Below are 17,234 nucleotides of genomic sequence, written 5' to 3'. Positions count from 1 at the left end.
GGTTCCATCGTATCGAGAGCAGACTCAGCGGGCGGGCGCAAACGTGGCGAGCAGCCGTTGCAGCGAGTCGAGGCGCACCTGGCCGGTGTCGCCAAGCTCGCCGGCCTCAACCGCGTCGATGATCGCGCAGTCCGGCGAATCGGGCAGGTGAGTGCAGCCGCGTGGGCAGCGCTCCGCGATCGTCGCGAGGTCGGTGAAGGCCTTGAGAATATTGTCGGTGTTGATGTGACCGAGGCCGAAGGAGCGAACGCCGGGGGTGTCGATAACCCACCCGCGGCCGGCATCCGTTTCGAGGCGCAGTGACACCGTCGACGACGAGGTGTGGCGCCCGCGCCCGGTGACGGTGTTGACGACGCCGATGGCCCGGTTGGTGCCGGGGACGAGCGCATTCACGAGCGTGGACTTGCCGACGCCGGAGTGCCCGACGAAGACCGTGTCGTGGCCGACCAGCGCCGCAGAGATCTCCTCGATCGGCATCCCGCCCTCCCCGCTTTGAAACACGGGCAGGTCGAGGCCGGCGAAGTTGGCCAGGAACGCGGCGGGGTCGGCGAGGTCGGTCTTGGTGATGCAGAGAATGGGTTTCACGCCGGCGTCATAGGCCGCGACCAAATAGCGATCCACCAAGCGGATGCGCGGCTCCGGGTTGGCCGCGGCGACCACGATCAGCATCTGGTCGGCGTTGGCCACGATCACCCGCTCGACGGCGTCGGTGTCGTCGGCGCTCCTCCTCAGCAGGGTGTCGCGCGGCACGATGCGCACGATGCGGGCCAGGCTGCCCTCGGCTCCGGTGGTGTCGCCGACGATGTCGACCCGGTCGCCGTTGACGACGGCCTTTTTGCGCAGCTCGCTGGCCCGCGCGGTTGTGATTCGACGCTCGGTGGGCAGATTCTCGTCGAGCATGACGGTGTAGCGACCGCGATCTACCGAGAGGATGCGCCCGGTCAGCGCATCCTGATGGCTCGGCCTGGTCTTGGAGCGCGGTTTACTGCCCTTGCGGCCGGGGCGCACCCGCACGCTCGACTCGTCGAACTCCGGTTCGTCGTCGGCGGCGGAGGCCCACCAGGTGTCGCCGGGATCGCCGGCCAGGTCCTCGGCAAGACCCTCAGAACCGTCAGCGGGCGGCGCCACGGGCATCTACAGCGCCGCTTCGGAGATCATCGCGTGCCACAGCTCGGGAAACTGGGGGAGCGTCTTCGCGGTCGTACCGATGTTCTCGACCTCGACGCCGGGCACGGCGAGGCCGATCAGCGCACCGGCCGTGGCCATGCGGTGGTCGTCGTAGCTGAGCCACTGGCCGCCGTGCAGGGGCGCCGGTTCGATCCGGAGGCCGTCGGACAGCTCGGTGACCTTGCCGCCCAGCCGATTGATCTCGGTCGCCAGTGCGGCGAGACGGTCGGTCTCGTGGTGGCGAATGTGCCCGATGCCGGTGATCGTGCTCGGCGTCGAGGCCAAGGCGGCCAGAGCGACGAGGGTGCAGGCGAGTTCCCCGCCAGCGGAGAGATCCAGGTCGACGCCGACGATGTGCTCGCCCCCGGTGACGGTGAGCCGGTCACCGGCGCGCGTGACGACGGCGCCGAACAACGGCAGCAGCTGGGCGAGGTCGGCCCCGACCTGCGTCGTCGTCTCCGGCCAGCCGGTGATGGTGACACTGCCGCCGGCCACGAGCGCGGCGCACAGAAACGGTGCCGCGTTTGATAAATCGGGTTCGATGTCGACCGTGCGACCGGCGAGCAGGCCGGGTGCGACGATCCACTCGCCGACGTTCGGCGTAGACACGTCGACGCCGCGCGCGCGCAGCACCTCGATGGTCATCTCGATGTGTGGCAGGCTCGGCAGCCGTTCGCCGGAGTGGGTGAGGTGCAGCCCGTGCTCGAAGCGTGCGCCGGCCAGCAGTAACCCCGACACGAACTGGCTTGAGCTGCCGGCGTCGATGGTGACCGCTCCGCCGGTGACCGCTCCGCGGCCGTGCACGGTGAAGGGCAGGGCGTGCTTGCCATCGTCGTTGATATCGCCGCCGAGGTCGCGCAGAGCGCCGATGATGGGACCCATCGGGCGGCGTCGCGCACCGGAATCGCCGTCGAACGTGGTCGGGCCGAGCGCGAGGGCTGCGAGCGGGGGCAGAAAACGCATGACCGTGCCGGCCAGGCCGCAATCGATCGTGGTGGAGCCAAGCAATTCCTCGGGCGGGGTCACCAGCAGGTCCGTTCCGAACGCCCCGTCGCCCGCAACGGCCTCGATCGTGGCGCCGAGCTGCCGCAGGGCATCGACCATGAGATCGCTGTCGCGCGAGTGCAGCGGCGCGCGCAGCAGAGACGGTTCACTGGCGAGAGCGGATGCGACGAGCTCCCGGTTGGTCAGGGATTTCGAGCCCGGCAGAGCCAGCACCGCCTGCAATGGCGCGCCAATGCTCGGCGCCGGCCACCAGACATCCACTTCGGTCGGTGAATTGTCGCCGTACGGATCAAACTCCGGCTTGGAATATCTCGAGATCAACATCGGTTATCAGAATAGTCGGTGATAACAATCTGAGGGAGGCCCGTGACGGTGTCAATGCTGTTAGAACGACCCCTGGCTGTGGGGAACGGCCTAGAATTGCCCGTGATGACTTCAGACACGCCCGTCAATTCGGAATCTATTCCGGTTGACGACACAGAACTGGTTGCACCGACCAAGGCCGAGCTGCGCGAGCAGACCCGCGGACTGTTCGAAGAACAGGCCCTGCCGTTCCTCGACCAGTTGTACGCTGCCGCCATGCGCATGACCCGCAACCCGTCCGATGCCCAGGACCTCGTGCAGGAGACCTTTGTCAAGGCCTTCGCCGCGTTCGCGCAGTACGAGCAGGGCACCAACCTCAAGGCCTGGCTCTACCGCATCCTCACCAACACCTTCATCAACCAGTACCGCAAAAAGCAGCGTGAGCCCTATCAGGGCACCATCGATGAGCTCGAAGACTGGCAGCTGGGCGGCGCCGAGTCGACGACCGCCATGTCAGGACGGTCGGCCGAGGCCGAGGCCATCGACCATCTGCCGGACAGCGCCGTTAAAGAAGCACTGCAGTCCATTCCCGAAGACTTCCGACTCGCCGTGTACTTCGCCGACGTCGAAGGCTTCTCCTACCAGGAGATCGCCGAAATCATGAAAACACCCATTGGCACCGTGATGAGCCGCCTGCACCGTGGCCGGCGACTCCTTCGTGAGCTCTTGGCCGGTTACGCGGCCGAGCGCGGACTAGGCCAGGGACAGAAAACATCCGGGAGCGCAAGCAAATGACCGATTGTGGTTGCGAGAAGGCCAAGGCCGAACTCGAAGAATACCTGCACAACGAACTCCGCAAAGACGATGCGGCCGACATTCAGGAGCACCTCGCGACCTGCACCGACTGCAGCGCCGAACACCTGATCGGACGCACCATGACCGAGGTGATGCAGCGCGCCTGCAAGGAAACCGCGCCCGAAGTTCTGCGCGACCAGGTCCTGCTCAAGCTGCGCGCCCTCCAGGCCTCGCACTAGCTGAGCGCGCACGTTCAATCGCCTGTCGCTGTTCGCTGGCAGGCAAACGGATGCCACCGCGCTCGCACGCGGGCCGGCCACGCCGCAGCCTCGTGGCACTCGTCATGGATCGTGGCACTCTAGCGCGGGGTGCCACGAGCGGTACCAGGGCCGCGAGCGGCGGCGTGACCGCGCGCATCCGCTGAGGGCACGTGTTCGTCGCACCCGCCCCGGTTGCAACCGGCCAGGCACGGGCCGCCAGGCCGCGCCCGCCGCCGCGCAGGAACACCAATGGAGGGTGACCCCGGGGTCACCCTCCATTTTCATGTGCGGTTACAGCGTGAGCGCCTCGCGCTGCAGCTTGGCCTGCTCGACCGCGTGGCGCTTGGCCGAACCTGCCGCCGGCGAGGCCGACGCGGGACGGGAGAACAGCCGGATGGCTCGCGGGCCGAGCTTGTTGGTCTCCAGGTAGAAGAACGGCCAGGCTCCCTGGTTCTCCGGTTCGTCCTGCACCCAGGCCAGTTCGGCGTTCGGATACTGGGCGGCGACGTTCTTTAGCTCAACGGCGGGCAGCGGGTAGAACTGCTCGACGCGCACGAGGGCAATCTCGGGGTTCGGGTTCTTCTCGAGTTCGTTCAGCAGATCGTAGTAGATCTTTCCGGCCATGAACAGAACGCGCTTGACGGCGTTCTTGTCGTTCACGCGTGCATCGTCGATGACCGCTTCGAACTTGCCGCTGGTCAATTCAGACACGGCGCTCGTCGCTCCGCGCAGGCGCAGCATCGACTTGGGCGTGAACACGATCAGCGGACGGCGCGGACGCATGTAGGCCTGGCGACGCAGCAGGTGAAAGTACGACGCGGGCGTCGACGGGCGCGCCACGGTCATGTTTTCCTCGGCACACAGCTGCAGGAATCGCTCGATGCGGGCTGAGGAGTGGTCAGGGCCCTGACCCTCGTAGCCGTGCGGCAGCAGCAGCACAACGGATGACCGCTGGCCCCACTTCTGCTCAGCGGAGGACACAAACTGGTCGATGATGGTCTGCGCACCGTTGGCGAAGTCACCGAACTGGGCTTCCCAGAGCACGAGCGCGTCGGCGCGTTCCACCGAATAGCCGTACTCGAAGCCCATGGCGGCGTATTCGCTCAGCAATGAGTCGTAGATCCAGAATCGGGCCTGGTTGTCCTTGAGGTTGGCCAGTGGCAGCCATTCCTGGCCATTCACCCGGTCGTGCAGCACCGCGTGACGCTGCACGAACGTGCCGCGGCGGGCATCCTGTCCGGCAAAACGCACCGGGGTGCCCTCGACCAGCAGCGAGCCGAGCGCGAGCAGTTCGCCGAAGCTCCAGTCGATATTGCCGTTGCGGCTCATGTCGAGGCGCTTCTGCAACAGTTGCTGCAGCTTGTTGTGCACGGTGAAACCGGCCGGCTTGTTATTGAATGCATCACCGATGAGCTGGATGACGCTCTCCGGGACACCGGTGGTCTCGGGCTCACCTGCGGCGTCTTCACGGGCCTGAGCTTCAGCCTCGGCCTTGGCCGTGGCGGCCATTTCCGGCGTGATGACCGGGATTGACGCGGTCTGGGCAGCGTGGGTCTCGAGGAAGGCGCGCTCGAGGCGATCCTGGAAGTCGCGGTGGGCGGCTTCGTATTCTTCCTCGGTGATGTCACCACGGCCGACGAGCGCCTCGGTGTACAGCTTGCGCACGCTGCGCTTGGCCTCGACCAGGTTGTACATCAGCGGCTGCGTCATCGAGGGGTCGTCGCCCTCGTTGTGGCCCCGACGGCGGTAGCAGATGAGGTCGACGACGACATCCTTCTTGAATTCCTGGCGGTAGGCGAAGGCTAGTTCGCCGGCGCGTACCACGGCCTCCGGGTCATCCCCGTTGACGTGGAAGATCGGCGCCTGGATGGTCTTGGCGACGTCGGTGGCGTAAACGCTGGTGCGGGCATCCTGCGGCAGGGTGGTGAACCCGAGCTGGTTGTTGACCACGATGTGTACGGTTCCGCCGGTGCGGTAGCCGCGCAGCTGGGACATCTGCAGGGTTTCGAGTACGACGCCCTGGCCGGCCATCGCGGCGTCGCCGTGGATGAGGATCGGCAGGGTGGAGAAGGTGCCGATCGGCTTGCGGTCCTGCTTGGCGCGCACGATGCCCTCGAGCACGCCGTCGCCGGCCTCGAGGTGCGAGGGGTTCGCTGCCAGCGACACCGGAATCTCGGCGCCGTCTTCACCGCGGAACATGCCCGTGGTACCGAGGTGGTACTTCACGTCGCCGGAGCCGTGTACGGTGCGTGGGTCCTGCGTGCCCTCGAACTCGCGGAAGATCTCGCCGTAGGTCTTGCCGGCGATGTTGGTGAGAACGTTCAGGCGGCCACGGTGGGCCATCCCGATCGCGACCTCGTCGAGACCCTGCTCGGCGGCGCCCTGCAAAATGGTGTCCAGTAGCGGAATGGTGCACTCGCCGCCCTCGAGGCTGAAGCGCTTCTGACCGACGTACTTGGTCTGCAGAAACGTTTCGAAGGCTTCGGCCTCGTTGAGCTTGGCCAGAATACGCATCTGCTCGTGGTGGGTGGGCTTGACGTACGACTTCTCGATTTTCTCCTGCACCCACTTGCGCTGGGCCGGGTCCTGAATGTGCATGTACTCGATGCCGGTGGTGCGGCAGTACGAGTCACGCAGCACACCGAGAATGTCGCGCAGCAGCATCTGGCGCTTCGCTCCGAAACCGCCGGTCACGAAGGACCGGTCGAGGTCCCAGAAGGTGAGCCCGTGGGTGGCGATGTCGAGGTCGGGGTGGCTGCGCTGTGAGTACTCGAGCGGGTCGATGTCGGCCATCAGGTGGCCGCGCACGCGGAACGAGTTGATCAGTTCCTGCACCCGCGCGGTCTTGTCGACGGCGCTCGCGAGGTCGACGCTGATGTCCGGGGCCCAGTGGATCGGGTCGTACGGGATGCGCAGGGCGGAGAAGATCTCTTCGTAGAAGTTGTGCTGGCCGATCAAAAGCTCGTGCACGATTTTGAGGAACTCGCCCGACCCTGCACCCTGGATGACGCGGTGGTCGTAGGTGCTGGTGAGGGTGATGGTCTTTGAGATGGCCAGGCCGGTGAGCGTCTTGACGCTCGAGCCCTGGAATTCGGCCGGGTAGTCGAGGGCGCCGGCGCCGATGATACAGCCCTGGCCCTTCATCAGGCGGGGCACCGAGTGCACGGTGCCGATGCCGCCCGGATTGGTCAGCGACAGGGTCGCTCCGGCGAAGTCGTCGGCCGTGAGCTTGTTTTGGCGGGCGCGAGTGACGAGGTCTTCGTAGGCGGCGAGGTATTCGCCGAAGGTCATCGTGTCGGCACGCTTGATCGCCGGAACCAGCAGGGCGCGGGTGCCGTCGGGCTTGGGCATGTCGATGGCCAGGCCCATGCCGACGTGGGCGGGAGCGACCACGGAGGGCTTGCCGTCGACCTCGTCGTAGTAGACGTTCTGGCTCGGGAACATCTTGAGCGCGCGAATCAGCGCCCAGCCGATCAGGTGGGTGAAACTGACCTTGCCGCCGCGTGCCCGCTTCATGTGGTTGTTCATGACGATGCGGTTGTCGATGAGCAGCTTGGCCGGGATGGTGCGCACGCTGGTCGCGGTCGGCACGGTCAGGCTCGTAACCATGTTGGTCGCGAGTGACTTCGCCATACCGCGCAGCGGAACGACCTTGTCCTGCTTGACCGGCGCTGACTCGTCGGTGACGACGGTCTGCGGGCTGGTGACGGGAGCGTCGGCGGGAACCGGGGCCGGCTTCGGCGCGCTCGAGGTGGTGCGGGCCGTCGGCTGGTTCTCAGCCACCTGAGCTGGCGCTGCCGGTACGGCCGGGACGGCGGCGGGTGCGGCTGCGGCGGGTGCGGCCGGCGCCGGTGAAACGGATGCTGCTGGCGCTGCTGCGGGGGCAGCATCCGCTGGAATGGGAGTGTTCGCGGTCTGGTTGTAGCTCTCCAACACCGGCCACCACGACTCATCAACCAAGTTCTTGTCGATCAGGAATCGCTCATACAATTCGTCAACGAGCCACTCGTTTGCTCCGAATTCGCCTGACGTTGTCTCGTCAGAAGCTCCACCGGTTACCTGGCTTGACACCGTGGGATCGCCCACTCTCTGCTTTGAATTTGGATGCCCTCGGCAAGGTCCGTTGCCGGGTCATTCTGCGCTTTCATTGAGCCTGTCGCTGACGATCGTGACCGCCAGGTCAGTCTTACTGTCCAGCCTAATCCCATCCCACGCGACCACTAACACCCTGTCGAACGGCTAGCGTTCTTGGTATGCAGTTCTATGGAACGACGCCCAGCCATGATTTGACTTACTCCGACGTGTTTTTGGTGCCCGGACAATCGGCTGTCACTAGCCGGTTGGATGTCTCCCTGGCACCGAATGACGGTACGGATGCGACGATTCCGATCGTGTCGGCGAATATGAACTCGGTCACCGGTCCACGCCTGGCTGCCTCGCTGGCCCGCCGCGGAGGGCTCGGAGTGCTGCCGCAGGACATGCCGTTGCAGGACCTCGATGCCGCTATCCGCTGGGTCAAAGCCCAATCGGTTCGTTTCGACACGCCGTTCACCTTTGCCCCGGACGATACCGTCGAGATGGCGTTGCGGCAGGTTCCGGCCTCGCCCGGCCAGGGAATCGTCATCCACTCCACCAGCGGAGACTACCTGGGCTGCATCGTCGCCAGCCGGCTGGCGACCGCGCTACCCGATGCGCGCCTCGGCGATCTGCTGCACGGTGAACTCGCCGCGCTCGACGCCGACGACGTCGAGGGGCCGCGCCGCGCCTTCGACCTGATGACGGAGGCTGACATCGATTTCGCGCCGGTGCTGCACCACGGCACCGTCGTCGGAACGCTCAGCCGCAAGAGCGCCCTGCGCTCCACCCTGTACCAGCCGACACTGGACGCCCGCGGTCGGCTCAAGGTCGCTGCCGCGATCGGCATCAACGGCGACGTCGCCGCCAAGGCCCGCGCCCTCGCCGCCGCCGGCGTCGACATTCTGGTGATCGACACCGCGCACGGCCACCAAGACGGCATGCTGCGTGCCCTCGGCATCGTCGCCGATCTGAACCTCGGGCTGCCGATCGTGGCCGGTAACGTCGTCACCAAGGACGCCGTGCGCGACCTGGTCGGTGCCGGCGCCACGATCGTCAAGGTGGGAGTCGGTCCGGGCGCCATGTGCACCACCCGCATGATGACCGCCGTCGGTCGGCCCCAGTTCTCGGCCGTGCTCGAAACTGCCACCGCGGCCCGTGAGCTCGGCGCGCACGTCTGGGCCGACGGGGGAGTGCGCTACCCGCGGGACGTGGCCCTCGCGCTGGCCGCTGGGGCGGCATCCGTCATGATTGGTTCCTGGTTTGCCGGCACGACCGAGGCGCCAGGAACGCTGAATACGGATGCCCGCGGCGCGCTGTACAAGGAAAGCTGGGGAATGGCCTCGACCAAGGCCGTTCAGGCACGCTTCGAGCGCCTCGACGCCTACGACCTCGCCCGCAAGACCCTGTTCGCCGAGGGGATCTCGAGCTCGAAGATCTACCTCGACCCGCTGCGGCCGTCGATCGAGGACCTGCTCGACATGATCACCTCTGGCGTGCGCTCGTCGTTCACCTACGCCGGCGCCACCACCGTCGCCGACTTTCACGAGAAAGCGCTCGTGGGCATTCAGTCGGCGGCCGGGTACGAAGAGGGCAAGGCTCTGCCGGTCTCCTGGTAGATGTGGGCGGGCGCTGCCGGACGGTTCTCGTGCTGCGCTGGTGGGTGTGGTCGGGCGCGCAGGCAGGTGCGCCCGGTATACTCGGAGAAATAATGGATGACCCTCCCACCGCTGAACCCTCGCCTGACAAACCCTCGCCCGTGACTGCCGGCGGTGAAATCCTTGTCTGAGCTGATCATGCTCGGGTTCGGCCTCATCCTCACGGTGGGAACGGGCATCTTCGTCGCCAGTGAGTTCGCCCTGGTGAATCTCGATCGCGCCGACCTTGAAGTGCGCCGCGATCGCGGGGAAACCCGTCTCGCCATGACCATCGCGGCGCTGAAAATCACCTCGACCCACCTGTCGAGTGCGCAACTGGGCATCACCCTGACCACGCTGCTGACCGGGTACACGATCGAACCGGCCCTCTCGTCCCTGCTGCGCAGCCCGCTCACCGCGGCCGGGCTGCCGGTTGACCTGGTTCCCGTCTTCGGCACCACGATCGCCATCGTCTCGGCGACCCTCGTGTCGATGGTCATCGGCGAACTGGTCCCGAAGAATTTTGCGCTTGCGTTGCCGATTCCGACCGCTCGGCTGGTCATTCCGTTTCAGACCGCGTTCACCGCCATGTTTAAACCGGCCGTGCTCGTGCTCAACAACAGCGCCAACGGCCTGTTGCGCGCGTTCGGCATCGAACCCAAGGAGGAGCTCTCGGGTGCCCGCACCGCTGAAGAGCTCTCCTCGCTCGTACGCCGCTCGGCCAGCGCCGGGCTGCTCGAGAAGGACACCGCGACCCTGCTGCGCCGCACGTTGATGTTCTCCGGACACATCGCCTCCGATGTCATGACTCCGCGCCCGCGGGTCGCGAGTATCCACCGCACCGATTCGGCGCAGGACATCATCGACCTCGCGCGTTCCACCGGTTTTTCCCGGTTCCCGGTCGTCGACGAGAGCGTCGACGACGTCGCGGGTGTCGTGCACGTCAAGCAGGCGGTGGCCGTGCCGCGCAATCGGCGAGCGGATGTGCCGGTGTCGGCCCTGCAGACCGACCCGGTTCGCGTGCCCGAAACGATGAAACTCGACGACCTGCTCGGCGAGTTGCGCGGTCGTGGCTACCAGATGGCGATCGTCGTCGACGAATATGGTGGAACCGCCGGCGTCGTCACCCTGGAGGACCTGGTCGAGGAACTGGTCGGCGAGGTCGCCGACGAGCACGACCGAGCCAGGGCCGGCGTCGTGCGCTCGCCCGACTCGCTGACCTTTCCCGGAATGCTGCGACCGGATGAACTGCTCGATCGTACCGGTGTCGTCGTGCCGGAACAGGGCCCCTACGAGACCGTGGCCGGCTTTGTGATGAGCGAGCTGGGGCGGTTGCCGGTCACCGGCGACCGCGTACCGGTGCCGGGCGGATTCCTCACCGTTGAGCGCCTGGAAGGGCGTCGCATCGACCGGCTGCGTTTCACCCCGGAGGTGGCGCCGGAGCCGGCGGTTCCGCCCGGGCCCAAGACTGATCGAAAGAAGGTGAGCGACAAATGAGCGACTGGGCCGGACTTGCCTGGTTGGTCGTGCTGCTCGCCGCCAACGCCTTCTTCGTCGGAGCGGAATTCGCCGTCATCTCGGCGCGTCGTTCCCAGATTGAGCCGCTCGCCGAGGCAGGAAAACGCAGCGCCAAGACCGCGCTCTGGGCGATGGAACACGCAACGCTCATGCTCGCGACCTCGCAGCTGGGCATCACGGTCTGTTCGCTGCTCATTTTGAATGTCTCCGAACCGGCGATCCACCACCTGCTCGAGGTGCCGCTGGCCCTGACCGGCCTGCCGGAGGCTCTGATCGGCACGATCGCCTTCATCGTCGCACTGCTGCTGGTCTCGTACCTGCACGTGGTGTTCGGCGAGATGGTACCGAAAAACCTGTCTTTCTCGGTCCCCGACCAGGCCGTGTTGCTGCTTGCCCCGCCCCTCGTGTTCGTCGCCCGCGTCTTTCGTCCGGTGATCGTCACGCTCAACGCCTGCGCGAATGGTGTGCTGCGACTGTTTGGCGTGCAGCCGAAGAATGAGGCGACGAGCGCGTACACGCTCGACGAGGTCGCCACGATCGTCACGCAGTCCACCAAAGAGGGTGTGCTGAGCGACGGGACCGGCGCCCTGACCGCGGCTTTCGAGTTCACCAACCTTAAGGTGCGCGACGTGGCTGTTGGTCTGTCCAAGCTGGTCAGCCTGCCCGAGTCGGCCACTCCGGCCGACGTGGAGAAGGCCGTCACTCGCCACGGGTTCTCCCGGTATGTGCTGGCCGATGCCGAGGGCTATCTCACCGGATACGTGCACCTGAAGGACGTTCTCGACCTCGATATCGCATCGGCCGGGGAAGCAACTCTCGCGGAACCGGACAGCTACTCGGGGCGGATCCCGGCCAAGCGCATCCGTGCCCTGATTTCAATCTTTGAAGACACCGACCTCGAAGATGCCCTCGCCACCATGCGTCGCTCTGGCGCGCACCTCGCGCGCTCGTTCACCGCAGAAGGCGAAACCACCGGGGTGCTCTTTCTCGAGGACATCATCGAGGAGCTCGTCGGCGAAGTGCAAGACGCCACCCGCCGCGAGTAGCCCGCGCAGCTCGGGGATCTTGATCGCTCGCAAGCTCGCGCCTCGATCGGCGAGTGGCCCGAGCGTGCGGAGTACGCGAAGGACGGCCGTCACCCGCGTGATTCGCGTGGTGAGGGCCGTCTTCAGTGGATGCGTTACGCGACGCTCCGACGTCGGGCGGCGACGAGCGTGGCTCCGGCCAGAAGCAGCAGCAGGGCGGCGAAGCCGAGCGGCGCGGCGGTGAACCCGGTCGCCGCGAGCGCCGCGGTGACGGTCGTGGCGGCATCCGCTGCGGTGTAGGAGAGGTAGGTGACCGTCCCGGTTGCGCTGACCGTGAGGTAGGCGACGCGAGAGATGACCGAGCCGTCAGTGGCTGTGCCCGTCAGGGTCACGGTGTGCTGTCCGGCCGTCACTCCGGTCGGCAGAATCGCGCTGGCCGTGAACGCGCCAGTGGAGTCGATCGTTCCGCCGGCCAGCAGTACCGGGGTGGAGCGCAGAATGACGGTGTAGTCCGAGCCGACGGCCAGTCCGGCGCCGGACACGGTTACCGGGGCGCCGGCGACGACGTCGCCAACGGCCAGGCCAAGGTCGAGCGTGAGGGTCGGTGAGGTAGACGTAACCACATCAGCCGTGGCCCACTTCGCGTACACGGTCACGTCATCGGTCGGGGCGACCGAAAAATCAAACGCCGTTGTGAAGTCTGCCGTGGTGTACCAGCCATCGAAGTCTGCGTCCGTCGGCTCAGGATCGACGGCCAGCTCGCCCGCCACCAAGCGCTGCTCAGCAATCGGGTCGTGCCCGGTGACGTCAAACGACACGATCGGGTCAATCACAGTGGTGTAGCCCATCCATGTCGGCGTCGTAAACCCTCCGTCAACTCCGAACTTCGAAAGATAGTGCACCTTCAAGCCCTCAGCCGTACCCAGCGACGGCTCGAGGTCGTCGGCGCCGAGGACTGTCGTTGGCGCTGCGCCGGCGAAAGCCACTGACACGACGGGGGCCCCATAGAAGATATTCGCTTCGATGGTCTTCACGGACGCCGGAATGCTGATCGCCGTCAGCCTTGCGTTGTTTGCGAAAGCATACCCTCCAATGAACTGGAGCCCCTCGTGCAGGGTGACCGAGGTCAGGCCGTCGTTTGCGAATGCCGCGGCGCCGATGCTTTCCACTGACCCTGGAATGTCGAGTGGCGAAAGGAAACTGTTCGTGTGGAACGCGCTGCCGCCGATGGTCTTCACGGACGCCGGAATGCTAATCGATGTCAACAAGTTGGATTTAAAGGCCGAAGAGCCAAGGGTGGTCACGTTGTTGCCAATGGTGATTTCCGTGATGCTCTTATAGGCAAAGGCGCTGTTTCCGATGGCGGTGACCGTATAGGTCGTGCTCATATCTTCGACCGTGTCGGGAATCTCAACGATCCTCGACGCCGCATCAGTAAGGCTAACGGCGGTCGCCGTTCCGTCGCCAGCGCTCGTGTCATACGTGATGCCGTTTGCGGCGGTGAACGCCGTACACGAGGCCCACTTCGCGTACAGGGTAACATCCGTGGTCGGGGCGACCGAAAAATCAAACTTCGTCATCCTCTCTGCATCGCTGGTCCAGCAACCGACCTCGGTATCCGTCAAAGTAGGAGGCACGGCCAGCTCGCCCGCGATCAAGCGCTGCGAATCAATCGAGCCGCCGTGCTCGGTCAGGTCAAACGACACGATCGGGTCGATCACGGTGAGGTAGTCCGTCCACGCTCCCGACGTAAACCCTCCGTCAACTGCGAACTGCGACAGATAGTGCACCGTCACAGGCGTAACCACGACACCGTCATACCTAGAACCCCAACCCAGCGGCGGATAGGTGGCATTAGAGTCATCGAGTGTCGGCGCGAGGCCGGCGAAAGTCACCGATACGACTGCGCCCTCATAGAAGATGTCCTGACCAATGTTCTTCACTGACGCCGGAATGGTGATAGCCGTCATCAGGTTTCCACCGAGGGCATGACTGCTAATGCTAACGAGCCCCTCGGAGAGGGTGATAGAGCTCAGGTTCTTCCCATAAAATGCGTACTCATCAATGGCGGTGACCGGGAAGCTCGTGCTGTCCTTTAGGACCGTGGCAGGAATCACAACGGTCGTGTCCGACCCGGTATAGCCAATGGCGGTAATCGTTCCGTCACCAGCGCTCGGTCCGTAGACAATGCCGTTCGCGGCGGTGAAGCCTGCCGTCGTGGCCTGTGCCGGTCCGGCGATCAGTGCGATCGAGCTGGCCACGAGTAAACCGACGACGGATGCCGCTAGCATCCGTTTCGACGCCCCTCGCGAAAGGGAAAAACCTACAGACACTGCGACCTCCAGATAGATGAACGTGACGACTCGGCCACCGGCGGGCGTGGTCGTCAGAGGGTTTCGACACACGCCGAATTTTGAGCCTACTTCGAGCACCCCCCCCCATTTGCCCAGAGTGGGAGTGCTGGGATTTCGTTACGAACTACTGGGATGGGTGCTTCTGTTCCAGCAAAAGGGATCAGCGGATGGCCGCGCCCGATTCGGCTGGCCGCTACGCCCGTTACCGTAGCGAGCACCCAGATCGGGCGCGCTCGCGGCGGGTCGCAGCGCTCCGACCGCACAAGACGGCCGTCACCCGCATGATTCACGCGGTGACGGCCGACTTCAGTGGATGCGTTACGCGACGCTCCGACGTCGGGCCGCGACGAGCGCGGCTCCGGCCAGGAGCAGCAGCAGCGCGGCGAAGCCGAGCGGCGCGGCCGTGAATCCGGTTGCCGCGAGCGCTGCGGTGGCAGCATCCGCTGCGGTGTAGGAGAGATAAGTGACCGTCCCGGTCGCGCTGACCGTCAGGAAGGCAACGCGAGACAGGGAAGAGCCGTCAGTGGCCGTGCCCGTCAGGGTCACGGTGTGCTGTCCGGCCGACAGTCCGGTCGGCAGAACAGCGCTGGCTGTGAACGCTCCGGAGCTGTCGATCGTTCCGCCGGCCAGCAGTACCGGGGTGGAGCGCAAAATGACGGTGTAATCGGAGCCGGCTTTGAGCCCCGCGCCCGACACCGTCACCGGAGCACCGGCGACAACGTCGCCAACAGCCAGGCCGAGGTCAAGAGTCAGGGTCGGCGACGACGGCGCGACCGGCTCAACAACCGGCTCTCCAATAACCACCGCGGCCACGGGCCACTTCGCGTACACGGTCACATCGTCGGTCGGAGCGACCGAAAAATCAAACGGCGTCGTGAAGTCTGCCGTGGTGAACCAGCCATCGAAGCCTGCATCCGTAACAGTAGGAGCCGTGGCCAGCTCGCCTGCAACCAAGCGCTGCGCCGCAATCGCGTCGTGCCCGGTGACGTCAAACGACACGATCGGGTCAATCACGGTGTTGTAGCCCATCCAGGTCGGCGTCGTAAACCCATTGGCACGCCCTCCGTCAACTCCGAACGTCGACAGATAGTGCACCGTCAAGCCCGCAGCGTCGCCCAGCGACGGCTCGACGTGGCCCGAGTCCGGATTGATGGCGTCAGTGCTCCAGAGTGTCGGCGCTGCGCCGGCGAAAGTCACCGCTACGACGTGGCCGTGCCAGAAGAGGTTCGCGCCAATGGTCTGCACTGACGCCGGAATGGTGATTGCCGTCATCGGGTTTCCCCAGAAGGCGTATTGATCAATGCTTTCGAGCCCCTCATGCAGAGTGACCGACGTCAGGCCAGTGTCGCCGAAAGCTGCCTCGCCGATGTGTGTCACTGACGCTGGAATGTCCAGTGACGTTAGAATACCGCTTGAGCTGAACGCATCGTCTTCGATCGTCTGCACGGACGCCGGAATGATAATAGGCCCGGTCACGGAGTTCCTGCTGAAGGCCATCTGGCCAATGGTTTTCACGTTCTGGCCAATGATGACCCCGGTAAGGCCCCAATATTTAAAGGCCTCGGCCCCGATGGCAGTGACCGTGTACTCCGCGCCCGCTTCTGTGACCGTGTCGGGAATCTCAACGGTCAATGCCGACCCGTCATAGCCAATGGCGGTAATCGTTCCGTCGACGGCGCTGGCACCGTATCGGATGCCGTTTGCAGCGGTAAAGCCCGACGTCGCGGCCTGCGCCGGAGCGGCGATCAGCGCTATCGAGCTGGCGACCAGCAGGCCGACAACGGATGCCGCCAGCATCCGCTTCGACGCTCCTCGCGAAAGAGAAAAAGCTACAGACACTGAGACCTCCAAGTAGGGGACCGTGACGTCTCGGCCGCCGGTGGGCGTGGACGTCAGAGGGTTCCGGCATGCGCCGAATTTTGAGCCTACTTCGGGTGTTACCCACGTCTTCTCTCGGTGGACACTGTGATTGCCGGAAGAACTACTGGGTTTTCGATCCGCCCGTGCAAAGTCGACCGGTCGTGGTCTCCCGGGGTGCTCCAACCGACCGGGCGTGTCCGGAAGGCAGCCGCTCGCGGCATCCGTTGGTGTGATCGTGCTGAACCGAAACGACCTATCGTGGAGGCATGGTGAAACCGCGCGGCTGGCTCGAATGGGAGGCCGAACAGGCCCGCGACTGGATCGCGCGGCCCCAGGCCGGAGATGACAAATACTCCCGTGGTGTGCTCGGAGTGCGCACCGGTTCCAAGGACTACCCGGGCGCAGCGGTGCTCGGCGTCGACGCGGCCGTGCGCACCGGCGTCGGCATGGTGCGCTACCTCGGGCCGCGCCGCGCTCAGGACCTGGTCCTGCAGCGCCGCCCCGAGATCGTGACCCTGCCCGGGCGGGTACAGGCCTGGCTGCTCGGCTCCGGCATCAACGCCGCCACGAGAACGGATGCCGTCAGCGCTGCCCTCGACGAAGCGCTCGCCGAGGGCCTGCCCACCGTCATCGACGCCGGCGCCCTTGACCTGGTCTCGCACGCAATCGGACCGACAGTCATCACACCGCACGCCGGCGAACTGGCTGCGATGCTCGAGGGCGAGGCCAAGCCGGGCTCAGCCTCGCAGATCGCAGCGAATCCGGGGGAATGGGCCATTCGCGCCGCCCGGCTGTTTGACGTCACGGTGCTGCTCAAGGGAGCAGTCACCCACATTGCCTCACCGGCCGGCGCCCGCCTGATCGTGTCGACCGGACCGGCCTGGCTCGCGACGGCGGGGTCCGGCGACGTGCTCGGCGGCATCCTCGGGGCGCTGCTGGCGACCCACTCCGACCAGCTCGAAGCGGATGCCGCGTCCCTCGCCCCGCTCGCCGCCACTGCAGCGCTCATCCACGCCGAAGCGGCGAACTTCGCCTCCGCCGGCGGTCCGATCGCGGCCCTGGACGTGGCCGACGCCGTACCGCGGGCCGTCGCCGCGTTTCTGGACTATGGCATCGCGCCGGGGGCTCGTCCGGCGCGCTGACGCGCGCCTTTCCCCAGCGCCGAGCTCGCTCGGCGTGCTGACGTTTGCGCGGCGCGCAGTCGCGATGCCCTTCCGGCGCGCCAGAGCGGAACGC

General features: G+C 65.7%; 11 protein-coding genes. 6 read left to right on the top strand and 5 right to left on the bottom strand.

The annotated features are described in order from the left end of the window. Window positions 1–24 precede the first annotated feature (24 nt). Both rsgA and aroA read right to left on the bottom strand, forming a co-directional pair. Window positions 25–1,134 (bottom strand): ribosome small subunit-dependent GTPase A, encoded by a 1,110-nt coding sequence (gene rsgA / locus E3O11_RS02090; RefSeq protein ID WP_092451336.1) that lies wholly within the window; start codon window positions 1,132–1,134, stop codon window positions 25–27. Next, window positions 1,135–2,496, bottom strand: a complete 1,362-nt coding sequence (gene aroA, locus E3O11_RS02085) for a 3-phosphoshikimate 1-carboxyvinyltransferase (protein ID WP_092451334.1) — start codon at window positions 2,494–2,496, stop codon at window positions 1,135–1,137. A gap of 105 nt (window positions 2,497–2,601) precedes the next feature. Here aroA and E3O11_RS02080 point away from each other — a divergent pair, with 105 nt between their 5' ends. Both E3O11_RS02080 and E3O11_RS02075 read left to right on the top strand, forming a co-directional pair. After that, window positions 2,602–3,270: a sigma-70 family RNA polymerase sigma factor gene (locus tag E3O11_RS02080; RefSeq protein ID WP_092451332.1), complete on the top strand. Its 669-nt coding sequence runs from the start codon at window positions 2,602–2,604 to the stop codon at window positions 3,268–3,270. Beyond that, window positions 3,267–3,509 carry a zf-HC2 domain-containing protein gene (locus E3O11_RS02075; protein ID WP_092451330.1) on the top strand — a complete coding sequence of 81 codons (243 nt, stop codon included), beginning with the start codon at window positions 3,267–3,269 and terminating at the stop codon, window positions 3,507–3,509. Before E3O11_RS02080 ends, E3O11_RS02075 begins: the two co-directional genes overlap by 4 nt. Window positions 3,510–3,821: 312 nt before the next feature. Here E3O11_RS02075 and E3O11_RS02070 read toward each other — a convergent pair whose 3' ends face one another. Then, window positions 3,822–7,601 carry a multifunctional oxoglutarate decarboxylase/oxoglutarate dehydrogenase thiamine pyrophosphate-binding subunit/dihydrolipoyllysine-residue succinyltransferase subunit gene (locus E3O11_RS02070; RefSeq protein WP_092451387.1) on the bottom strand — a complete coding sequence of 1,260 codons (3,780 nt, stop codon included), beginning with the start codon at window positions 7,599–7,601 and terminating at the stop codon, window positions 3,822–3,824. A 182-nt stretch (window positions 7,602–7,783) separates the two neighbouring features. Here E3O11_RS02070 and guaB1 point away from each other — a divergent pair, with 182 nt between their 5' ends. From guaB1 to E3O11_RS02055, 3 genes are all read left to right on the top strand, one after another. Further along, window positions 7,784–9,223, top strand: coding sequence for a GMP reductase (gene guaB1, locus E3O11_RS02065; RefSeq protein WP_092451328.1), 1,440 nt, complete (start codon window positions 7,784–7,786; stop codon window positions 9,221–9,223). A 177-nt stretch (window positions 9,224–9,400) separates the two neighbouring features. Next, the gene (locus tag E3O11_RS02060) at window positions 9,401–10,738 is read left to right on the top strand and encodes a hemolysin family protein (RefSeq protein ID WP_092451385.1); all 1,338 of its coding nucleotides are present in this window, start codon (window positions 9,401–9,403) and stop codon (window positions 10,736–10,738) included. Next, window positions 10,735–11,805 carry a hemolysin family protein gene (locus E3O11_RS02055; protein ID WP_092451326.1) on the top strand — a complete coding sequence of 357 codons (1,071 nt, stop codon included), beginning with the start codon at window positions 10,735–10,737 and terminating at the stop codon, window positions 11,803–11,805. Before E3O11_RS02060 ends, E3O11_RS02055 begins: the two co-directional genes overlap by 4 nt. A gap of 134 nt (window positions 11,806–11,939) precedes the next feature. Here the strand turns inward: E3O11_RS02055 and E3O11_RS02050 are convergent, their stop codons facing one another. Continuing rightward, on the bottom strand, window positions 11,940–14,075 hold the full coding sequence (locus tag E3O11_RS02050) for a leucine-rich repeat protein (RefSeq protein ID WP_092451324.1): 2,136 nt from the start codon (window positions 14,073–14,075) through the stop codon (window positions 11,940–11,942). A gap of 381 nt (window positions 14,076–14,456) precedes the next feature. Continuing rightward, window positions 14,457–15,977: a leucine-rich repeat protein gene (locus tag E3O11_RS02045; protein ID WP_134479454.1), complete on the bottom strand. Its 1,521-nt coding sequence runs from the start codon at window positions 15,975–15,977 to the stop codon at window positions 14,457–14,459. A 287-nt stretch (window positions 15,978–16,264) separates the two neighbouring features. Between E3O11_RS02045 and E3O11_RS02040 the strand changes: the two genes are divergently transcribed. Beyond that, entirely contained in the window at window positions 16,265–17,140 is an 876-nt protein-coding gene (locus E3O11_RS02040) for an ADP-dependent NAD(P)H-hydrate dehydratase (RefSeq protein ID WP_092451319.1), read from the top strand. The last annotated feature ends 94 nt before the right edge of the window (window positions 17,141–17,234 follow it).

The organism is Cryobacterium levicorallinum (assembly GCF_004402405.1).
GTDB classification, from domain to species: Bacteria; Actinomycetota; Actinomycetes; order Actinomycetales; family Microbacteriaceae; genus Cryobacterium; species Cryobacterium levicorallinum.
This window is presented reverse-complemented; position numbering and strand designations above follow the sequence as displayed.

What these genes read in the sequence shown, in the direction of transcription:
- E3O11_RS02060 (WP_092451385.1), top strand. Translation starts at nt 9,401, where the DNA reads ATGCTCGGGTTCGGCCTCATCCTCACGGTGGGAACGGGCATCTTCGTC.
- E3O11_RS02075 (WP_092451330.1), top strand. Translation starts at nt 3,267, where the DNA reads ATGACCGATTGTGGTTGCGAGAAGGCCAAGGCCGAACTCGAAGAATAC.
- E3O11_RS02040 (WP_092451319.1), top strand. Translation starts at nt 16,265, where the DNA reads ATGGTGAAACCGCGCGGCTGGCTCGAATGGGAGGCCGAACAGGCCCGC.
- guaB1 (WP_092451328.1), top strand. Translation starts at nt 7,784, where the DNA reads ATGCAGTTCTATGGAACGACGCCCAGCCATGATTTGACTTACTCCGAC.
- E3O11_RS02050 (WP_092451324.1), bottom strand. Translation starts at nt 14,075, where the DNA reads ATGCTAGCGGCATCCGTCGTCGGTTTACTCGTGGCCAGCTCGATCGCA.
- E3O11_RS02055 (WP_092451326.1), top strand. Translation starts at nt 10,735, where the DNA reads ATGAGCGACTGGGCCGGACTTGCCTGGTTGGTCGTGCTGCTCGCCGCC.
- rsgA (WP_092451336.1), bottom strand. Translation starts at nt 1,134, where the DNA reads ATGCCCGTGGCGCCGCCCGCTGACGGTTCTGAGGGTCTTGCCGAGGAC.
- aroA (WP_092451334.1), bottom strand. Translation starts at nt 2,496, where the DNA reads ATGTTGATCTCGAGATATTCCAAGCCGGAGTTTGATCCGTACGGCGAC.
- E3O11_RS02080 (WP_092451332.1), top strand. Translation starts at nt 2,602, where the DNA reads ATGACTTCAGACACGCCCGTCAATTCGGAATCTATTCCGGTTGACGAC.